Consider the following 17,539-nt stretch of genomic DNA (forward strand, 5'->3'; position numbering starts at 1 on the left):
GGTCCAAGCAGGTGGCCGTGGATACCGCGCAAGCCCGGAACCGTGCCCTTGTCACCGCACCCATTCTTGTGGGGTCACCCGCCGTGCCGCGTCAAATCGGGAGCAGCACCTGCTCGCCGAAGAAGATCTTGCGAATCTGGGACCCCTTCAACGAGGTTAGCAGCGTTTCCACCTGCTGGTAGGGGAGACGGGCGTCCGCAATCAGCAGCACCGAGGTGAACCCACTTTGTTCCCAGGCGCCGATTTCCTCGGCGCGCCCCGCGGGCTCGATTTGCTTGCGTTCACCGCCCGGATACTGAACATGCCAAAAATCATCGTGCAACGTCATGTACACCACCACCTGATCCCCGCGGGTCGGCTGAAAGGTGGCGGTTTTTAACTTGGGGGTTTGGATCGATTCCGAACCACGGCCTCGGTAGAAGGGAAACAAAAACAAAAGAATGCAACAAATGATCGTGAGCTGGTAAAAACCCGCACCTCGGAAAAACGGTTTCAACGGTCGCCGTGGGATGGTGCTAAACAGGCGGCCGTTGGCCACGGTTTTTTCGCCGCCGCCTTGCTCCGGTTTGAGGGCACGCTCGGCACGGCCGAGCTGCACCACCAAGGCGGTTAGGCTCCCGCCAACCCGGTTCAGGTTCGCTTCCATCATTTCCACGCCGCGTTTCATCAGCGCGTGGGCAAAGCTACACAGCAGCGCAACGGCCAATCCGGTAAACAGGGGCAGCAGTGCTTGGGTGAGCACCAGCGGGATGCGCTGGGCGGCAACCAACTCCTCAACGGCCTCAAAGGCAAACACCAAATAGAGCGCACTCCCCAAACAGCCGAGGCTCACCGATAACCGCGTGAGCACCGCGAGCTGGGTCAAGCTGTTGAAAAACGGCTGCAAGTAGTGGGCGACCAGCCGTTGCATCGTCCTCTGAGATCGGGTTTTCTGCCTTATTTTCACCAGACACCTCGGGTTCAACCTTCTTCTCAACATGGTAGTTTCTCACGTGAAATGCAAGCCGGCAAAGCTCTGGGTTCCACGGTTTAAAAACGGGGAACCGTGAGGAAAGGTTGTTTTCTTTGATTCGTTACGAACGTTGACGGTTTTTGACACGTATTATTTGGGTAATGCAGGATAATTGCCGAATGGTCAGACATGGCCCTGTTAGATTCTGTGATGGCCGGCATGATTTTTTGGGTGTTTTACCATCGATGTACGCGGTTCTAGGTTCTTTTGGTTATGACTGACAACGATTTGACACAACTGCCGCCGGCCGGTAAATCCGAGGCTCCGCAACCCGGGCAAAACCACGCCCCGGCGGAAACCATCAGCGTTTCCCTGGGCGACCACCCCTCCTACCCGCCGTTAACGACCGCCCAGGTGTTGCAACCGGGCGACGAATGTGGGCCCTACCGGGTGCTGAAGCTCATCGGTCAGGGGGGCATGGCCGCCGTTTACCTGGCGGAACGCACTGATGAGATACAGCGGAAGGTCGCGCTAAAAGTGCTCAGTTTTTGGACGCCGAAACGCAGTGACCTGTTCCAAAGCGAGTGCCGCATTTTGGCCGGCCTGGAACATCCCGGCATTGCGCGACTCTATGACGCGGGCAGCCATTTGCAAGGGCAACCTTGGATGGCGATGGAACACATTGTCGGTGAACCCCTTGATCAATACCTGAAACGGGTTCGGCCGGATTTAGACACGCGCTTGAGGCTTTTTGCCGAATTGGGCGATGCACTCAGCCATGCCCACCAACAAATGATCATTCACCGTGATTTAAAACCTTCCAATATTTTGGTGACCGAGACGGGCAATCCAAAGCTACTGGATTTCGGGATCGCCGCGACCCTCGATCCGGGCACCGGTGAACAGGAAGGCCTCACCCTCGTCAATGAACGCATCATGACCCCGCAATATGCTTCCCCCGAACAGGTCAACGGTAAACGTTTGTCGGCCGCCTCCGATGTTTACAGCTTGGGGCTCATTCTTTACGAAATGGTCACGGGTCGCAGGGCTTACCAAATCGAAGGGCGCAACATCGCCGAGGTTTTGCAGGTGGTCAACCACGAAACGATCACCAAACCCAGCGAGCAACGCAAGGGCGACAAGGATTACCACAATCCCTTCGGCTCCCGTTTGCGCGGTGATGTGGACACCATCATTCTCAAAGCACTGGCGCGCGAACCCAAGGCGCGTTACGTGTCGGTAGAAGCGATGGTCGCCGATGTTCGCGCCTATCTGGCGGGGTTGCCGATTCAGGCCCGGCCGACGTCGCGCCTTTACCGGCTGCGCAAGTTTGTGATGCGCAACCCTTGGCCGACCGTTTCCGCGCTGGTTTTGGCTCTGTTAATGCTGGGTTTTTCCTTTTATGCACGCTATCAAAATCAGCGGGTCATGGCGGAACGGGATTTCGCCCGGCAAGAGCAGCGCACCGCCGAGGCGGTCACCCAATTTATGGTCGGCTTGTTTGAGCGGGTGGACCCCAATGTGACCAAGGGCAAAGATCTGCGCGCCTCGGAACTGCTCGAAAGCGGGATGCTCCAAATCGACGCCGATCTCGATCAGGAACCGCGCGTGAAGCTTGCCTTGTTGCAAACGATGGGTCGGGTTCATGCCTCGCTCGGTGAATATCGGCGCGCGGCCGATCTGTTCGAGCAGGCCCGCGACCTGGTCGGCGATGATCCCCTTGCCCATGCTGAAATGAGCAAGCAGTTGTTGCGTGCCCTGATTAAAAATGGGACCTATGCCGAGGCCCATCGCGAGCTCGGCGCAAGCGAGCGCTGGTACCTTGCGCGCGACCGTGTGATTCCATCGGTGCTGGTCAAGTTACGCGGCGATACCTGCGTCGAACTCGGGCGTTTTGTCGAGGCTGCCGAGGCCTACGATCAGGTTTGGAACAAGGCCGATCTGTCCGCCGAGGAACGCACCGAACTGAAATTCGCCCAGGCGCGCTTGTACGAAATGTGGGGGTTCTCCGAGCGCGGGATCGGCCTTTACCAAGAGGTGGTTGCGGCTAAAAAGCAGCGCTACGGCTTCTTGCATTCCGAGGTCGCCGACAGTCTGTTCGCCCTGGCCGGGGCCACCGCCAACATGGGGCGTTATTCCGAGGCGGAAGTGCTTTTTGCCGAGGCCGGCAACATTTTGGAAACCCTGTATGCGCCGGATCACATTCGCTACGCACAATTGCTACAAAGTCAGGCGTTTAACTACTTTAAATTGGATCAATACGAGAAAGCGCAAGCGCTGTTTGATCGCGCCGTCGCCATTTATGAATCCCTGGAGGATCCCGACCATCCCGAATACGCCATGTGCCTCAATAAGTACGGGGTCTTGTTGCGCGAGCAGCGCGATCACGCCGGCTCCGAGCGGGCCTACCGCCGTGCTTTGACCATGTTCACGCGCAGCTCTGGAGAAAACCACCCCAACACCCTCACCGCCCAATACAACCTCGCGCTTGCCTTGCGGGATCAGGGCCGCCCCGAGGATAGCGAAGCCATGCTGGCCGACGGCCTCGGCAAAGCGGGCCGTCATTTGGGTGATCATCATCCGCTTTTTGCGACCTACCTGTATTCCATTGCCGTGAACCATCACCGTGCCGGCCGAATCCCCGAGGCTTTGGAAGCCGGCGAACGCGTTCTCGCGATCCGGCGCCGCGCTTTGGGCGAGCGCCACCCGCGTACCATCAGCGCCGTCGGTTTTATCGCGCGGCGCTTGGAACATTTGGGGCGTTTCCCCGAGGCGGTTGCCGCCGCCCGGCATACGGTGGAACTTTCCAAAAACCACGACGGGGTCAAGCCGCGTTTTCGGTGGCGTTACCAACGGCACTATGCGCTGTACCTGGCCAAAGTAGGCCGTTTAGACGAGGCGCTGGCGGTTCAAGCGGCCGTCGACGCGGATGTTCGTCGCCATGGGGTGAAGGGTTATGCCGAGGAATTCGCCAACCGCCTCAACCTCGGCGACATTTACCAGTGGTCCCACCAGTGGAAGGACGCGATTGCGGTTTACGGCGCCTTGCTGCCCGATGTGGCGGCCCGGCGCGGCGAAAAACATCCCCAACATTCCAAGGTTCGACGCGTTTTGGCCTACAGCCTACGCCAGGATGCGCGGTGGCAAGCCTCCGAGGCCGCTTATCTTGCCGAAATTGCAGCCTGCGAAACCTATTGGGGCAAGGACGCCTTCGCGCTTGCCAAAGTACGTCAGGATTACGGCTTGATGCTGCTGCAAAACAACCGCTATGCCGAGGCGGAACAGCAACTGGCCGAGGCGATGGCGATTCTGCGACGCACGGGTAAGGCCCGTGGTCGCTTGAACGGGTTGCGGGCCAACCATGCGTTGGCGGTTCTGTTCCAAAATAAGACGGGGGACCGGGACGCCTCGGCACTGAGCGCCGCCACCGCGGAGGCCGAACGCGAGCTGGGCTCGCAATCCATGGCTTTTGCCAATTGGCTGTTTTGGCGGGTCGAGAAGTTGGTGGATCACGACCATTATCAGCTCGCCAAACCCTACTGCGCGCGCATGCTCACCATTTACCTAGCAGAAGAGACGGTCCCGACGTTTCGGGTGATTCTCGGTAAGGCGTTGCAGGGTGTCATTGCCGCCTCGGAAGGCGACGCGGCGGGCATGAAGCTGCAGTTCGACGAGGCGCAACGGCATCTGGCCCAAAACTTTTCCCAAACGGACCATTGGTTGGCCGGGGAGGTTGCCAAGTACCAACAACGCGCCAAGCGGTTGTTGGCGGGAAAAAAAGAAGTGCTGTAAGCAGGAAGCCCCCTGTCTGGGCTAGCAAGGTGGCGGAAATGTGAGAAAAGGCGGTTTCGGTTGATCTAGCGCCGCGTTCGGCGCATTTTGATGGGGAATATTTGCGGGGCGCGGGATAATTGCCGATAACAGTTACCGTGTCGGGACGCCGTCTGGGGCGCAGATTTTTTTAGGGGCAAAGGGGCTAGGTTCTTTTTTATGACGGGAAACGATTCAAAAAAGGTCCCCGGACCCGAGGATGGGTCATCGCCCGTGGAAACCATCAGCGTCACCCTCAACGATCATCCTTCCTATCCGCCCCTGTCCAGCGTCCATCTGTTGCAGCCGGGCGATGTTTGTGGGCCTTATCGGGTCGAGCGGCTGATCGGCCAAGGCGGTATGGCCGCCGTGTACCTTGCTGAACGCGCCGACGAAATCCAGCGCAAGGTTGCGCTCAAAGTACTCAGCCATTGGACGCCGAAACGCAATGATCTGTTCCAAAGTGAGTGTCGGATTTTGGCCGGGCTGGAACATCCCGGCATCGCCCGGCTGTACGACGCGGGTACCCATGTTCAAGGCCAACCGTGGATGGCGATGGAATTCATTCAGGGTGAATCGCTGGATGTTTATTTGCGGCGGGTAGCGCCGGATCTGGACCAACGGCTTTTGATTTTCGTGGGGTTGGGCGACGCCCTCAGCCATGCCCACCAGCAAATGATCATCCACCGCGATTTAAAGCCCACCAACATTTTGGTCACCAAGGACGGCGTTCCCAAGCTGCTGGACTTCGGCATTGCCTCAACGCTGGATCCCGGTACCGGTGAACAGGAAGGGCTGACCCAGGTCAATGAGCGCATTATGACACCGCAATACGCCTCGCCCGAGCAGGTCAACGGCAAACGCTTGTCGGCCGCCTCCGATGTTTACAGCCTGGGCCTGATCCTTTATGAAATGGTGACCGGTCGCAAAGCCTACCTGCTTGAAGGACGCGGCGTCGCCGAGATTCTGGACATTGTCAACAACGAACCGATCACCAAACCCAGCGAGCACAGCACGGACGCGCAAGGAAAACGCCTTCATTATGTGGCGCGGCTGCGCGGTGATCTGGACACCATCATCCTCAAGGCGTTGGCCCGCGAACCGAACGCGCGTTACAGTTCGGTGGAAGCCCTGGTTGCCGATGTACGCGCTTATTTGGCGGGGTTACCCATTCAAGCGCGGCCCGCATCGCGACGTTACCGACTGCGCAAGTTCCTGGCGCGTAACCCGTGGCCGACCTGCTCGGTGGGGGTGCTGGTGGTGTTGATGATCGGTTTCTCCTGGTACGCCCGCGTGCAAAATCAGCGGGTGACGGCCCAGCGCGACGTCGCCCTACAAGAGCAGCGCACCGCCGAGGCCGTTACCCAATTTATGATCGGCCTGTTCGAACGGGTTGATCCCAACGTCACCAAGGGCAAGGACATCCGTGCCTCCGATTTACTTGAGAGCGGCATGTTTCATATCGCCGAAGATCTCGACGAGGAACCGCGTGTACGCCTCGCCTTGTTGCAGACCATGGCGCGCGTCCATGCCTCGCTGGGCGAATACCGCCGCGCCGCCGATTTGTTCGAGCAGGCGCGCGCCTTGGCGGGTGAAGATCCCGACGCCTTTACCGACCTCAGCAAACGCTTGTTGGAAGCGCTTATCAAAAACGGAACCTATGCCGAGGCGCATCGTGAATTGAGCGAAAGCGAGCAATGGTACCGGCTTCGTGGGCTCGCAATCCCCCATCCCCTGATCAAATTGAGCGGCGATACCTGTGTGGAAAGCGGCCGTTTTGTGGAAGCTGCCAAGGCCTATGACCAGGTATGGGCCGTGCCGGATCTCTCCGCGGAGGAGACCGTCGCCTTGACCTTTGCCCAGGCCCGCTTGTACGAAACCTGGGGGTTCTCCAACCGAAGCATTACCCTGTACGAGCAAGTGGTGGCGGCTAAAAAAAAGCGCTACGGCCCGCTGCATTCCGAGGTTGCCGACAGCATCTTTGCGCTGGCCAATTGTCACGGCCACCTCGGCCGTTTTCACGAGGCCGGGGCCTTGTTTGCCGAGGCGGCCGGCATTCTGGAAACCCTGTATTCACCCAATCATATTCGCTATGCACAGGTACTTCAGGCTCAGGCGTTTAATGCTTTTCGGCTCGAGCAGACGGCACGCTCCGAGGCGTTGTTCCAACAGGCGTTCGCCATCTACGAGGGCTTAAACGATCCCAACCATCCCGAATATGCCATGTGTATCAACAAACAGGGCATTTTGCTCCGTGACCAGGGTGACCATGTCGGCGCCGAAAAGGCCTACCGTCGCGCGCTTGCGATGTTCCAACAAAGTTATGGCGACAGCCATCCCAACACGCTCTCCGCGCAGTACAATCTCGCCCTTTCTTACCGCTCCCAGGGTCGCAAAGCGGATTGTGACCGGCTGCTGGTTGACGGGCTCACCAAGGCGGGCCGTGCGCTTGGCGAGCACCATCCGCTGTTCGCCACCTACCTTTACAGCACCGCCGTAAACCATGATCGTGCCGACCGCACAGGGGCCGCCTTGGAGGTGGGTCGTCGGGTCGAGGCGATTCGCCGTCGTTCGCTCGGTACCCAACACCCACGTACCATTGGGACCATTGCCTTCGTCTCGCGGCGCCTGAGCGAGTTGGAACGTTTTCCCGAGGCCTTGGACGCGGCGCGCGAGGCGGCCGAACTTTCTGAAAACCACGTGGATGTGAAATCCGAGCACGAATGGCGGTACAAGCGTCGTTATGCGTTGTACCTCGCCAAAACGGGGCTGCTGCAGGAAGCGCTGACCGTTCAAGCCGAAATTAACGAAGATGTCCGTCTCAAAAAGCCGAATGATTACCGGCAATATTACCTTAATGAACGCAATCGGGCCGAAATTCACCAGTGGTGTCATCAATGGGACGAAGCTGTCGCGATTCACGAGGCGTTTTTGGAAAAAATCATCGCCCATCGCGGTCTGGACCACCGCGAAACCTCGCGAACCCGCATGCAGCTGGCTTATTCCCTGCGCAAAGCCAAGCGATGGGCCGATGCCGAGCCATATTTTCTGGCCGAGACCGCCTACCAGAAAAAGAAGCAAGGCTACCGTTCTCGGGCGCACGCCACCCGACTGTTTAACCACGGTTTGATGCGCCTCGATGAGGGACGTTTTGCCGAGGCGGAACAGATGATGGCCGAAGCCCATACCATTCACCGCGGTTTGGGGCGTTCGGAGAAAGAGATAAACGGCTTGCGGGCGAGCCTTGCCGTAGCGCGTTTATTCCAAGAATCAACCAGCGCGGCGGGTGCCTCCGAACTCGCCGCCGCCGTCATCGATGCCGAACAGCGGTTCGGCACCCGTTCCATGGCATTCGCTAACTGGCTGTATTGGCGGGTTGAGAAATTGGTTGAAAACGGGTTTTACGAGATCGCGCAACCCCTCGCGAAACGTTTGTTGACCCTTTACCAACAGCAGGAACGCGTGCCGACCTACCGTGTGGTTGCGGTTCACGCGTTGTTGGGGGTGATCGCCGCCGCGCGTGGGGACGCCGCGGTTGCACGGCAGGCCTTTGACGAAGCCGACCAACACTTGGCGCGTGATTTTGGTGGGCCGGATCATTGGCTGGGCGGTGTGATTGACGGTTATCGGCAAGAGGCCGTGACCCTCTTGGGCGGCAAAAAAGACGTCTTGTGAGCCTGGGTGGCCGCGCGGCCGGCGCGCCGATTTCACGCCGATTTCACATGCTTTCGACATGGGTTTCACGGTGGATGCGATAGGTTATGACCATGGCGGGCGCGAGACCCAGCCCGCCGCATTCACAGGAACCCAGCCCGCATGGCTTACCGGCTCTTCTGCTGAGGAGCAGAGGCAAAAAAGGGGGTGAGGTAATGGGTTGTGCGCTTTTGCAAAAGTGTGCTGTGGGATTGGCGCGTTGAAAGAATGTGTGTCCTCTAAAAAAAATGGCCTTTTGCAAATGTTTTTTACCGTCCACCGACACTAACCCCGAGATGCGCCCCTTTGGCGAACCCAAATGACGCTTCCACGCGGTGGACCATTGCAACCTGCTTCGCTTAACGAACCGCGGGTTGGGGTAACGGCAAATCCTTCATCCATTTCCTGGGTGCCGCTTCCCCTAACCTGGTGTGTCATGCGGGTGAACCACCGTTCCTTCGAATGCTTACCGCGTGTATCAACCAATATTGCCGCACGACGTCGCGGACTTCGCCGCACCGGCGCACGCCCCCATGTCGTTTTTTCGCACGGGCCGGCCGTGCTCTGTCTGGATGTGTCGCGTGATGCAGAGAAGAGGTGAAATGTGGAAAAGGTATTGAGAACCAATCGGAAAAACAAATTTCTAAGGGTTGCTTTGGTTGTTTGCGCGGCCGTTGCCGGTCATTTGGCGGCCGCGGCCCCAACCGCCGAGTTTGCAGGTACCGTCCGTGACGGGAATGCGCAAACCGTGATTCAGGTGAGTCTGACCCTTAAAAACAAATTCTTTGAGAAATCAGTGACCGTCGACGGTGATTTCTCCCTGAGCAACCTCCCCGCCGGCAACTACAGCATCACCCTTTCGGCGCCCGGCTTTGCGACCCTTGAAGAAACGCTTGAGTTGGTCGGCGGTGAATTGGCCGAACGTGACTTTGTGCTGCAACCCCAAACCATCGCCTTGGAAGATGTGGTGATGGCGCCTTCGACCTTCTCGATCATGAGCCAACCCGTGCAAGGCGGGAACTACCTGGATCGGGAAACGATCCGCAACACCCCCCACTTTGGTGACGACGTTTACCGGGCCTTGGCGACCTTGCCGGGCACCAGCAGCACCGATTTTTCCGCGAGTTTCAACTTGCGCGGCGGCGAGTACCGCGAGGTGAAAGTCACCTTCGACGATATGGAACTTCACAACCCCTTCCACCTCAAAGACTACACCGGGGTGTTTAGTTTCATCGATCCCGAGGCGCTCGGCGGGCTCACCCTGACCAGCGGGGGGCACTCCGCCAAATACGGCAACGCCCGCGGCGGTGTGTTGGTGATGGATCCCCTGGTACCCAGCGAACGCAAGACCGAGGTGACCTTGAGTTTCGGCAATGTCGGCCTGCGCAGCGAAGGCACTTTTAACGACGGTCTCGGTAGCTGGTTCGTCTCGGCGCGCCGCGGCTATTTAGATATTTTGCTCAGCTTCACCGAGGACGATGAGGAAGGCGAAGAAAGCGACATTACTTATTATGACTCCTACGGTCGCGTGACCCATGTGATGGGTGAGCGTCATAACTGGTCGTTAAATTACTTACTCGCCAACGATAAGTTTGTTGAAAGCGAAAACGAGGACGGCGATGTGGAAGACACCACCGCCAACTACGACGATCTGTATTTGTGGACTAAGGTGTCCTCGGCTTGGAGTGATCGTCTTTCTTCCGAGAGCTTGCTGTTTTGGGGCGATCAGAGCCAGGATCGGATTGCCACCAGCGTGGGCGGTTTCGAGGCTTATGACCTGAAGGATGATCGCTCGCTGATCTGGTGGGGCGTGAAACAAGATTGGCAATACAGCGTGAACGACGACCATATGATCAGCTTTGGCTGGGCGTTCCGCGATGTGGATGCCGCCTACGATTACCGCGGCGTGACCGAAAACGATCCACCCGTGGGCGGCGGCCAAGCCTTTTCACTGATTGAAACCAAGTTGGACCCGACAGGTGAAGAAACCTCGGCTTGGCTGGCACACCGTTGGCGCATTAACCCGCGCCTCTACACCGAGACCGGGGTCCGCTTCGACCGTCAGACCTTGGTTGAGGACGACCAAGTCAGCCCCCGTTTCAGCTTGTTTTTTGAACAGAACGAACGCACCTCTTGGCGTTTTGCGTACGGCACCTATTACCAGGCGGAGCGCGCCCATGAGTTGGAAATTGCCGACGGTGAGAAGCACTTCCAGACCCCGGAACGCGCCACCCATTGGTTGGTGGGTTTAGACCATCGTTTTGCCAATGGACTTGATTTTCGGGTTGAAGGTTACCTTAAAGATCTCAGTGATTTGCGTACGCGTTACGACAACTTGACCCGGTCCATGGTGCAGTACGCCGGGCCCAGCGCCGACCGCATTGCCTTGGATGTGGATACCGGCGAGGTGCGGGGCGTCGAGTTCGTGCTGAAACAGAATTTGGGTGGCAAGTACAGTTGGTTCCTGAATTACGCCTGGTCCGAGGCCCAGGACGATTACCAGGGCGGCAAGGTCGCGCGCCAGTTCGACCAAGAGCACACCCTGAATGCCAGCTTCAATTGGCGGCCGGGTCCCAAGTGGAACTTCAACGTCGCTTGGATTTACCACACCGGTTGGCGCACCACGCCGATTCGTGTCGGTTTTGACGAGGACGGCACCCCTGAATTGGTCGCCGGCGACATCTTTAGCGAGACCTTGCCGGACTACCACCGCATGGACCTGCGCATCAACCGCCGTGTCCAGGTTGGCCAGAAACGGGCATTCGAGTTGTTCCTCGACATCAGCAACCTTTACAACCGCACCAATGTGCGCGGTTATTCCGATTGGACGATCCAGCAACAAGCGGACGGCTCCTTGGCCGCGGTTGCCTTGGAAACGGAGGATTGGCTGCCGATTCTGCCGACCTTCGGCTTTACCTGGAAATTTTAGGCAAATCGATAGGGGGCACGCGGGGGCGTTTTCCGCGTGCCTCATCGTTAGGTGGTCGCCTGATCCTTTCGGCCGATGAAAAGCGAAAACCCAGCCGGCTTGTTCGCTTTTTCTTAACTTCATGCCCCGATCAGGGTGAGAATGGAACATCCCAAATCGGAGGAATCGGCGATGCGTGTTTTGGTAATTGAAGATAATGCCGATATTGCGGCCAATATCCATGAATACCTGAGCGCCGAGGGGTTTACCGTGGATCACGCCTTGGACGGGGTTGGCGGTTTACACCTTGCGCTGACCCAGCCGTTTGATGTCTTGGTGTTGGACTTGATGTTGCCGGGAATGGACGGTTTGGCTTTGTGTCGGAACCTGCGCGAGCAAGGATTGGCGATCCCGATCCTGATGCTGACCGCGCGCGATACCCTCGACGACAAGTTGGTGGGTTTTGAAGCGGGTACCGACGATTACCTCGTCAAACCCTTTGCCATGCAGGAATTGGTTGCGCGGTTACGTGCGTTGCTACTGCGGCGGCATCGCCGCGACGGAATGGAATTGACCGTCGGTGATTTGACCCTGCACAAGGGCACCTTTGAGGTGCGCCGCCAGGGGCGTTTGTTGGAACTGAACAAGGTGTGCATCCGCATTCTACGGTATTTGATGGAGAACACCCCCAACGTGGTGACCCGCGAGGATTTGGCCCACTATATTTGGGATGACCAGCCGCCCGGCTCCGATGCCTTGCGATCACACATTTACCATCTCCGCCAGGTCGTCGATAAGCCGTTTAACCTTGCCATGATTCAAACGATTCGCGGGGTAGGATTTCGCATTCTCGCCGACGCTTCGGAACGGGGACCGCGTGAGCGCTGAACAACAAGCCATGAACGGTGGCCGGCCCGATATCCGCTACAGCTTGCGGTTTCGCATGATCGTGGCATTCGGTATTGCCGGGCTTTTAATGGGTATGACCTACGGCGGCATTGTTTACGGTTATTTACACCGTATGGAAGATCGCATTTTGGAGAATGTGCTGGAGCTGGAGAGTGAGGCCTATGTCGCGCGTCGCAAGGTCGATCCCGAGGCCAAGCCGCCTTTTAATCATCTGTTGCAGGGTTTTATTGTAGACCGGCAGGCCGAGGCGCCTTTTGCGCATTTCCCCGAGTTGTTCCAGCAATTGGGGACCGATTTAGAACCTGGTATTTATGAGTTTACCGCTAATTTTCATCTAAAAGTTCTTGAGTTGGACACGCGTTACCTTTTGTACCTGTACCACAGCGATACCGGGGTGGAACCCTTGGATGATTATGCCTTGGTTTCCGTGCTGATGTACGCCTTGGTGATGGTTTTGGTGCTGACCATTTGGTTCGGGTTCCTTATCGCGCGGCGATTGATCGCGCCGCTGACCCAGTTGTCGGCCGAAGTCGCGCACGCCGAGCCGGACCAGTTACCCACGGATATGGCAGGCCGATATTATCCCGACGAGGTCGGCAATTTGGCGCGCGCTTTTGAGGGTGCCATGACGCGCATCAATCAATTCATCGCGCGAGAGCAACGCTTTACCCGTGATGCAAGCCACGAGCTGCGCACGCCGGTGACCGTCATCCGCGGCGCGGCCGAATTGATTCAGAAGCAATTGCAACATGGGCAATCGCCCGCCGCGCCTTTGCGACGCATCCAGCGGGCCGTGCGCGATATGGAAAACATTATTGAGACCTTTTTGTATTTGGGTCGCGAGGGCAGCCAGAGCGTGGCCAAGGGTGAGGCGCAGGTCGACGTGGTCGTTGAAAACTTGGTGGAGGCGAACCGTTACTTAATCGAGGAGAAGCCGGTTACTGCCCGTTTGGCGATCCACAGCCGTTTTCGGGTGGGTGCGCCCGAGCCCGTGGTGGCCATAACTATCGGCAATATTTTACGGAACGCCTTCCAGTACACTGACCAGGGCGAAGTGGTGTTGCAGGTCTTGCCGGGTAAGGTGGTGGTGCGTGACAGTGGGGCCGGTTTGAGTCGGCACCAATTGACCTTGCTCAAGGAACGCAATGTTCGCGGCGACCAAAGCCGTGGTTTTGGCTTGGGTCTGTCGATTGTCCACGATTTCTGTCAGCGTCATGGTTGGCGGTTCGAGATTGTCAGCGAACCGGGACAGGGGACCGAGGTAACTTTGGCTTTTGAGGAAGGTGACGCGATACCGGCATCCACGGGAGCGGGTGTTGGTGGGATCGACGGGGACGGTGAAGTGTGAGCCGGCTTTCATATTGGGTTTTGTTTACTTAGCGCTTGCTAATCCTTTACACCTTTGGTGGAACCATGGAATGATCATTGCTTTAGGAGTAAGGTTGACGGGGTTTTTTGAACATCCCGTGACTAAGTCTCGTTTACTTCTCCTGTGCGTTCCCGTTGCCGCGATGGTTCGGCAAGGCTTGGATGCGCCGTCGAGGTAAACTCGGCGATTTCGCCGCGGAGGTCCTATGAGCGTGTTAACCCTGCTTCTTTTTGCCTTATTGCGCGAGCCCGCGCCTGAGGCGCCCATGGCGGCCCACCAAGTTGCGGAGCGTTACATGTACGCGTTCACGCGTGGTGACGTCACCGCGCTGAAGGGTTTTTACAATGCGGAATCGCTTTACGAGGATCCCCATGCCGGGGTGTCCTTGCGGGGTCCCGAGGAAATTTTAAAGCATCACCAGGCGCGTTTTCCTTTCGCCGAGCGTCAACAAATTATTGTGCGTCGCAAGATGGATCGCGGCGATTTGGTGGTTTTTTTCTACGAAATTCGCGTGCGTGCCAAAGCCGAGGCCTTCGAACCTGCCAAGCAGAAGCTTCATTTTATTATCCCGAAGGTTGCGGTGCTCCGTATCAAGGATGGGATTGTTTCGCACCACGTGGACCAAACCGACCTCAGAAGCTTTGACCAGCAAATGAAACAATACGGTGTCCAGCTTAAGGAAAAGTAGCTTGGCGGGTGTCTGAGGCGTTTTCACAAGCCTTCCACGATGAGCGTGCCTGTGCCTGTTATGGTGCAGCTCCGGTAAGGTATTGCTTTAGAGGTGTTTTCACATGCCTGTCACCACGGAGCGCTTCCCGCGGGTGTGCCGGTGCTTGCCCCAACCTATCAGGGTGCAGTCTTGATAATGTTTTCACATGCCTGTCACCACGGAGCGCTTCCCGCGGGTGTTCCGGTGCCTGCCCCAACCTATCAGGGTGCAGTCCCGGTAAGGCGTTGCGATAGAGGCGTTTAAACATGCCTGTCACCACGCCCGGTCTCCGCGGGTGTTCCGGTGCCTGCCCCAACCTATCAGGGTGCAGTCCCGGTAAGGCGTTGCGATAGAGGCGTTTAAACATGCCTGTCACCACGCCCGGTCACCACGCCCGGCCGCCAGGCCCATGGATCAGCTGGCCAAAGGCCGGCGTTTTCGCGCGGGTTGGCCCGCATTTCTCACAAGCGTTTAAACATGCCTGTCACCACACCCGGTCTCCGCGGGTGTTCCGGTGCCTGCCCCAACCTATCAGGGTGCAGTCCCGGTAAGGCGTTGCGATAGAGGCGTTTAAACATGCCTGTCACCACGCCCGGTCTCTGCGGGTGTTCCGGTGCCTGCCCCAACTTATCAGGGTGCAGTCCCGGTAAGGCGTTGCGATAGAGGCGTTTAAACATGCCTGTCACCACGCCCGGTCGCCAGGCCCATGGATCAGCTGGCCAAAGGCCGGCGTTTTCGCGCGGGTTGGCCCGCATTTCTCACAAGCGTTTAAACATGCCTGTCACCACACCCGGTCTCCGCGGGTGTTCCGGTGCCTGCCCCAACCTATCAGGGTGCAGCCCCGGTAAGGCGTTGCGATAGAGGCGTTTAAACATGCCTGTCACCACGCCCGGTCACCACGCCCGGTCGCCAGGCCCATGGATCAGCGGGCCAAAGGCCGGCGTTTTCGCGCGGGTTGGCCCGCATTTCTTACAAGGATTTGTCGCGACAAGCTGGAAGCCTTGTGAGTAAAAAGATTACGACCAAGCCACGACACAGGGATCCGACCTATCGCGGGGCCGACCAATCGGCGTAGCAGCTGAGGCGAAGGCGACTCGACCGAGTAAAGCGGCCTGCCGCCCCGCGGAAGGCAAACCCTCGTAATCCCATGGCTTGCCCCGTAGTAGAATTCCCCGTGAGAAATGCGGGTTAGCTTCAAACCAGGAAGGACGTTACCTTTTCGATCACGGTTTCCTCGCGCAGGATGCGGTGGTGCCCGAGGCCGCGTGTTTCGTGCCATTCGCAGGTTGGCCAGGCCTTGGCGACGCGGCGTCCTTCTTCGATGGGCACCCAGTGGTCCTCGCGGTCGTGGATGATGAGGCCGGGGAAGGGAAAACCGGCCACGTTGTTGGTCACCGAAAGGGCACGCCAAAGGTTGACCCCCAGGTGCGGCAAGGTTTCCTCCGCGCGACGGCGCAGGTGGGGCACCATCGTTGACGGCATTTTGAGCGTTTGACGAAAGCTTTCCATGGCAAAGTGCAGGTCGCTGGGTGGGCTGATGAATACCGCCTTTTCGACCTGCATTCCCTTGGCAAGTGCATAGGCCGATACGGCACAACCGAAGGAGTGCGCTATCAGCGAATGGATGCCGCCCTCGCGGTCTTCGATCAAGTTGACGATTTCCCGAAAGTCCTCACCCGTTGTTTTTTTGCCGGGCGAACGACCATGGGCCGGGGCGTCAAAGGCCACCACTTGATAACCCTGCTCCACTAAGGGCTGGGCAAAGGCGCCGAGCTGGGTGCCCCGTCCCGCCCATCCGTGGACCAGCAAAACCACCGGGCCGACCGTTCCCCAGCGGTAGGTCGTGATGGCCCTGGCCCGCCAGGTCAGGTTCTCACGGGTTGCCGGTGCTTCCCAGGAACGTTCTCGGTCCGGCTGCTTGGCGCGGCGGGGTGAGAACCACAGGTGGTTGGCTAAGTGGCTGGTGGGCGTGGGTGCGATGCGGCCAAAAGTACCGAAAAACCATTGCATAGCCTGCATGGTGACAGGGGGTGTTTGCTTGCGAGACGATTGGGTCGAAACGGCTTGCGTCATGGGTAGCTCCTTTGGCGCGATGGTACTCCCGCGAACCTTGCGGGATGGGTGATCTTGGTTGGGCGACGGAAGGTGGCCGACTCGCCGCCCTATCAAACTATCAAGTGACAGGAGTGCATTGCCATCGCGAAAAGTGCATGCTGGGTATGCAATAATGCATTTGAATCCAAGGCCGATACGAAACAGTCATGGATCTAAAGGGGAGGTCGCATGTTCCAATGGGATGATGTGAAGGTGTTTTTGGCTACCGCGCGTTCCGGCAGCACCGTGGAGGCCGCCGCGCGGTTGCAGGTGAATCAATCCACCGTGAGCCGTCGCTTGGCCGCCCTGGAACAGGCGTTGAGCACGCCGCTTTTTGAACGGACCCGTGCCGGTTTCGTGCTCAGCAAGGCCGGACGCGCGGTGCTTCCCTTTGCCGAGGAGATGGAAGCCGGGGCGTTGCGCATTGCACGGGAAATCGGGGCGGCCGAAAATGAAGCCGGTGGGGTAGTGGTGGTGGCAACCATTGATGAGATTGCCACCTGGATCATTGCCCCGGTGCTCCCAGAATTTCACCGAAAATGGCCGCATATCCGGCTCGATCTCAAAAGCAGCCCGCGATTGGTGAATTTGGAGCGGGGTGAGGCGGATGTTGCCTTGCGGTTGGCTCGCCCCGAAAGTGGCAATCTGTTTGCCCGCCGCGTGGGTGGTTTTGCCTTTGGGGTTTATGCGAGCCAAAGCTACTTGGAGACGCGTTCCCCGGATAGCTTGGAGGACCCCCATACTTTGGATTGGATCATGCTGGAGGGACTGCCGCCCCACTTACCGGAAAGCCGTTGGTTTGCAGCACTTTATCCCGACCTAAAACCCATTCTCAAATGCAACGGCACCAAACCCCAGATTGCCGCGGTGCAAGCGGGCCTCGGTGTCGCCTTGCTGCCGCGACCCACGGCCTACTTGGCTCAGGGTTTGGTGCGTTTGCCGGTTGAGACCAAGGGGCTCTACCGGGAGATCTGGTTGGTGGTTCATCGCGAACGTCGCCATGTGCCGACAGTCCAAGCAGTGGTTGATTTCCTTCAAGACGTGATGACGCGGCCTTTGCGCTAACCGGCGCCTCTCACCGGGGTGTCCGTTACG

At 58.2% G+C, this 17,539-nt stretch carries 9 protein-coding genes; 7 read left to right on the top strand and 2 right to left on the bottom strand.

The genetic code is table 11. From position 1 onward, the window contains the following. Window positions 1-91: 91 nt before the first annotated feature. Window positions 92-979: a MotA/TolQ/ExbB proton channel family protein gene (locus J3U88_RS15260; RefSeq protein WP_279382544.1), complete on the bottom strand. Its 888-nt coding sequence runs from the start codon at window positions 977-979 to the stop codon at window positions 92-94. A 246-nt stretch (window positions 980-1,225) separates the two neighbouring features. Between J3U88_RS15260 and J3U88_RS15265 the strand changes: the two genes are divergently transcribed. The 6 genes from J3U88_RS15265 to J3U88_RS15290 all read left to right on the top strand — a co-directional run bounded on the left by J3U88_RS15265 (window position 1,226) and on the right by J3U88_RS15290 (window position 14,329). Beyond that, window positions 1,226-4,744, top strand: a complete 3,519-nt coding sequence (locus J3U88_RS15265; protein WP_207859734.1) for a serine/threonine-protein kinase — start codon at window positions 1,226-1,228, stop codon at window positions 4,742-4,744. A gap of 252 nt (window positions 4,745-4,996) precedes the next feature. Continuing rightward, window positions 4,997-8,437 (top strand): protein kinase domain-containing protein, encoded by a 3,441-nt coding sequence (locus J3U88_RS15270; protein WP_207859735.1) that lies wholly within the window; start codon window positions 4,997-4,999, stop codon window positions 8,435-8,437. A gap of 673 nt (window positions 8,438-9,110) precedes the next feature. Next, window positions 9,111-11,384, top strand: a complete 2,274-nt coding sequence (locus tag J3U88_RS15275; protein WP_207859736.1) for a TonB-dependent receptor — start codon at window positions 9,111-9,113, stop codon at window positions 11,382-11,384. Between the two features lie 171 nt (window positions 11,385-11,555). Beyond that, complete coding sequence (locus tag J3U88_RS15280) at window positions 11,556-12,251, top strand: response regulator transcription factor (RefSeq protein ID WP_207859737.1); 696 nt, start codon at window positions 11,556-11,558, stop codon at window positions 12,249-12,251. Then, window positions 12,241-13,620 (top strand): histidine kinase dimerization/phospho-acceptor domain-containing protein, encoded by a 1,380-nt coding sequence (locus J3U88_RS15285; RefSeq protein WP_207859738.1) that lies wholly within the window; start codon window positions 12,241-12,243, stop codon window positions 13,618-13,620. The genes J3U88_RS15280 and J3U88_RS15285 overlap by 11 nt, the downstream gene beginning before the upstream one ends. Before the next feature lie 226 nt (window positions 13,621-13,846). Then, complete coding sequence (locus J3U88_RS15290; RefSeq protein WP_207859739.1) at window positions 13,847-14,329, top strand: nuclear transport factor 2 family protein; 483 nt, start codon at window positions 13,847-13,849, stop codon at window positions 14,327-14,329. A 1,215-nt stretch (window positions 14,330-15,544) separates the two neighbouring features. Here J3U88_RS15290 and J3U88_RS15295 read toward each other — a convergent pair. Further along, a complete protein-coding gene (locus J3U88_RS15295; RefSeq protein WP_207859740.1) occupies window positions 15,545-16,423 on the bottom strand; it encodes an alpha/beta hydrolase in 879 nt (292 codons plus the stop codon). Window positions 16,424-16,633: 210 nt separating this feature from the next. On the opposite strand from J3U88_RS15295, the gene J3U88_RS15300 reads away from it, so the two are divergent. After that, window positions 16,634-17,509, top strand: a complete 876-nt coding sequence (locus J3U88_RS15300; protein WP_207859741.1) for a LysR family transcriptional regulator — start codon at window positions 16,634-16,636, stop codon at window positions 17,507-17,509. Window positions 17,510-17,539 lie beyond the last annotated feature (30 nt).

It is taken from the genome of Acanthopleuribacter pedis (assembly GCF_017377855.1).
Classification (GTDB): Bacteria; Acidobacteriota; Holophagae; order Acanthopleuribacterales; family Acanthopleuribacteraceae; genus Acanthopleuribacter; species Acanthopleuribacter pedis.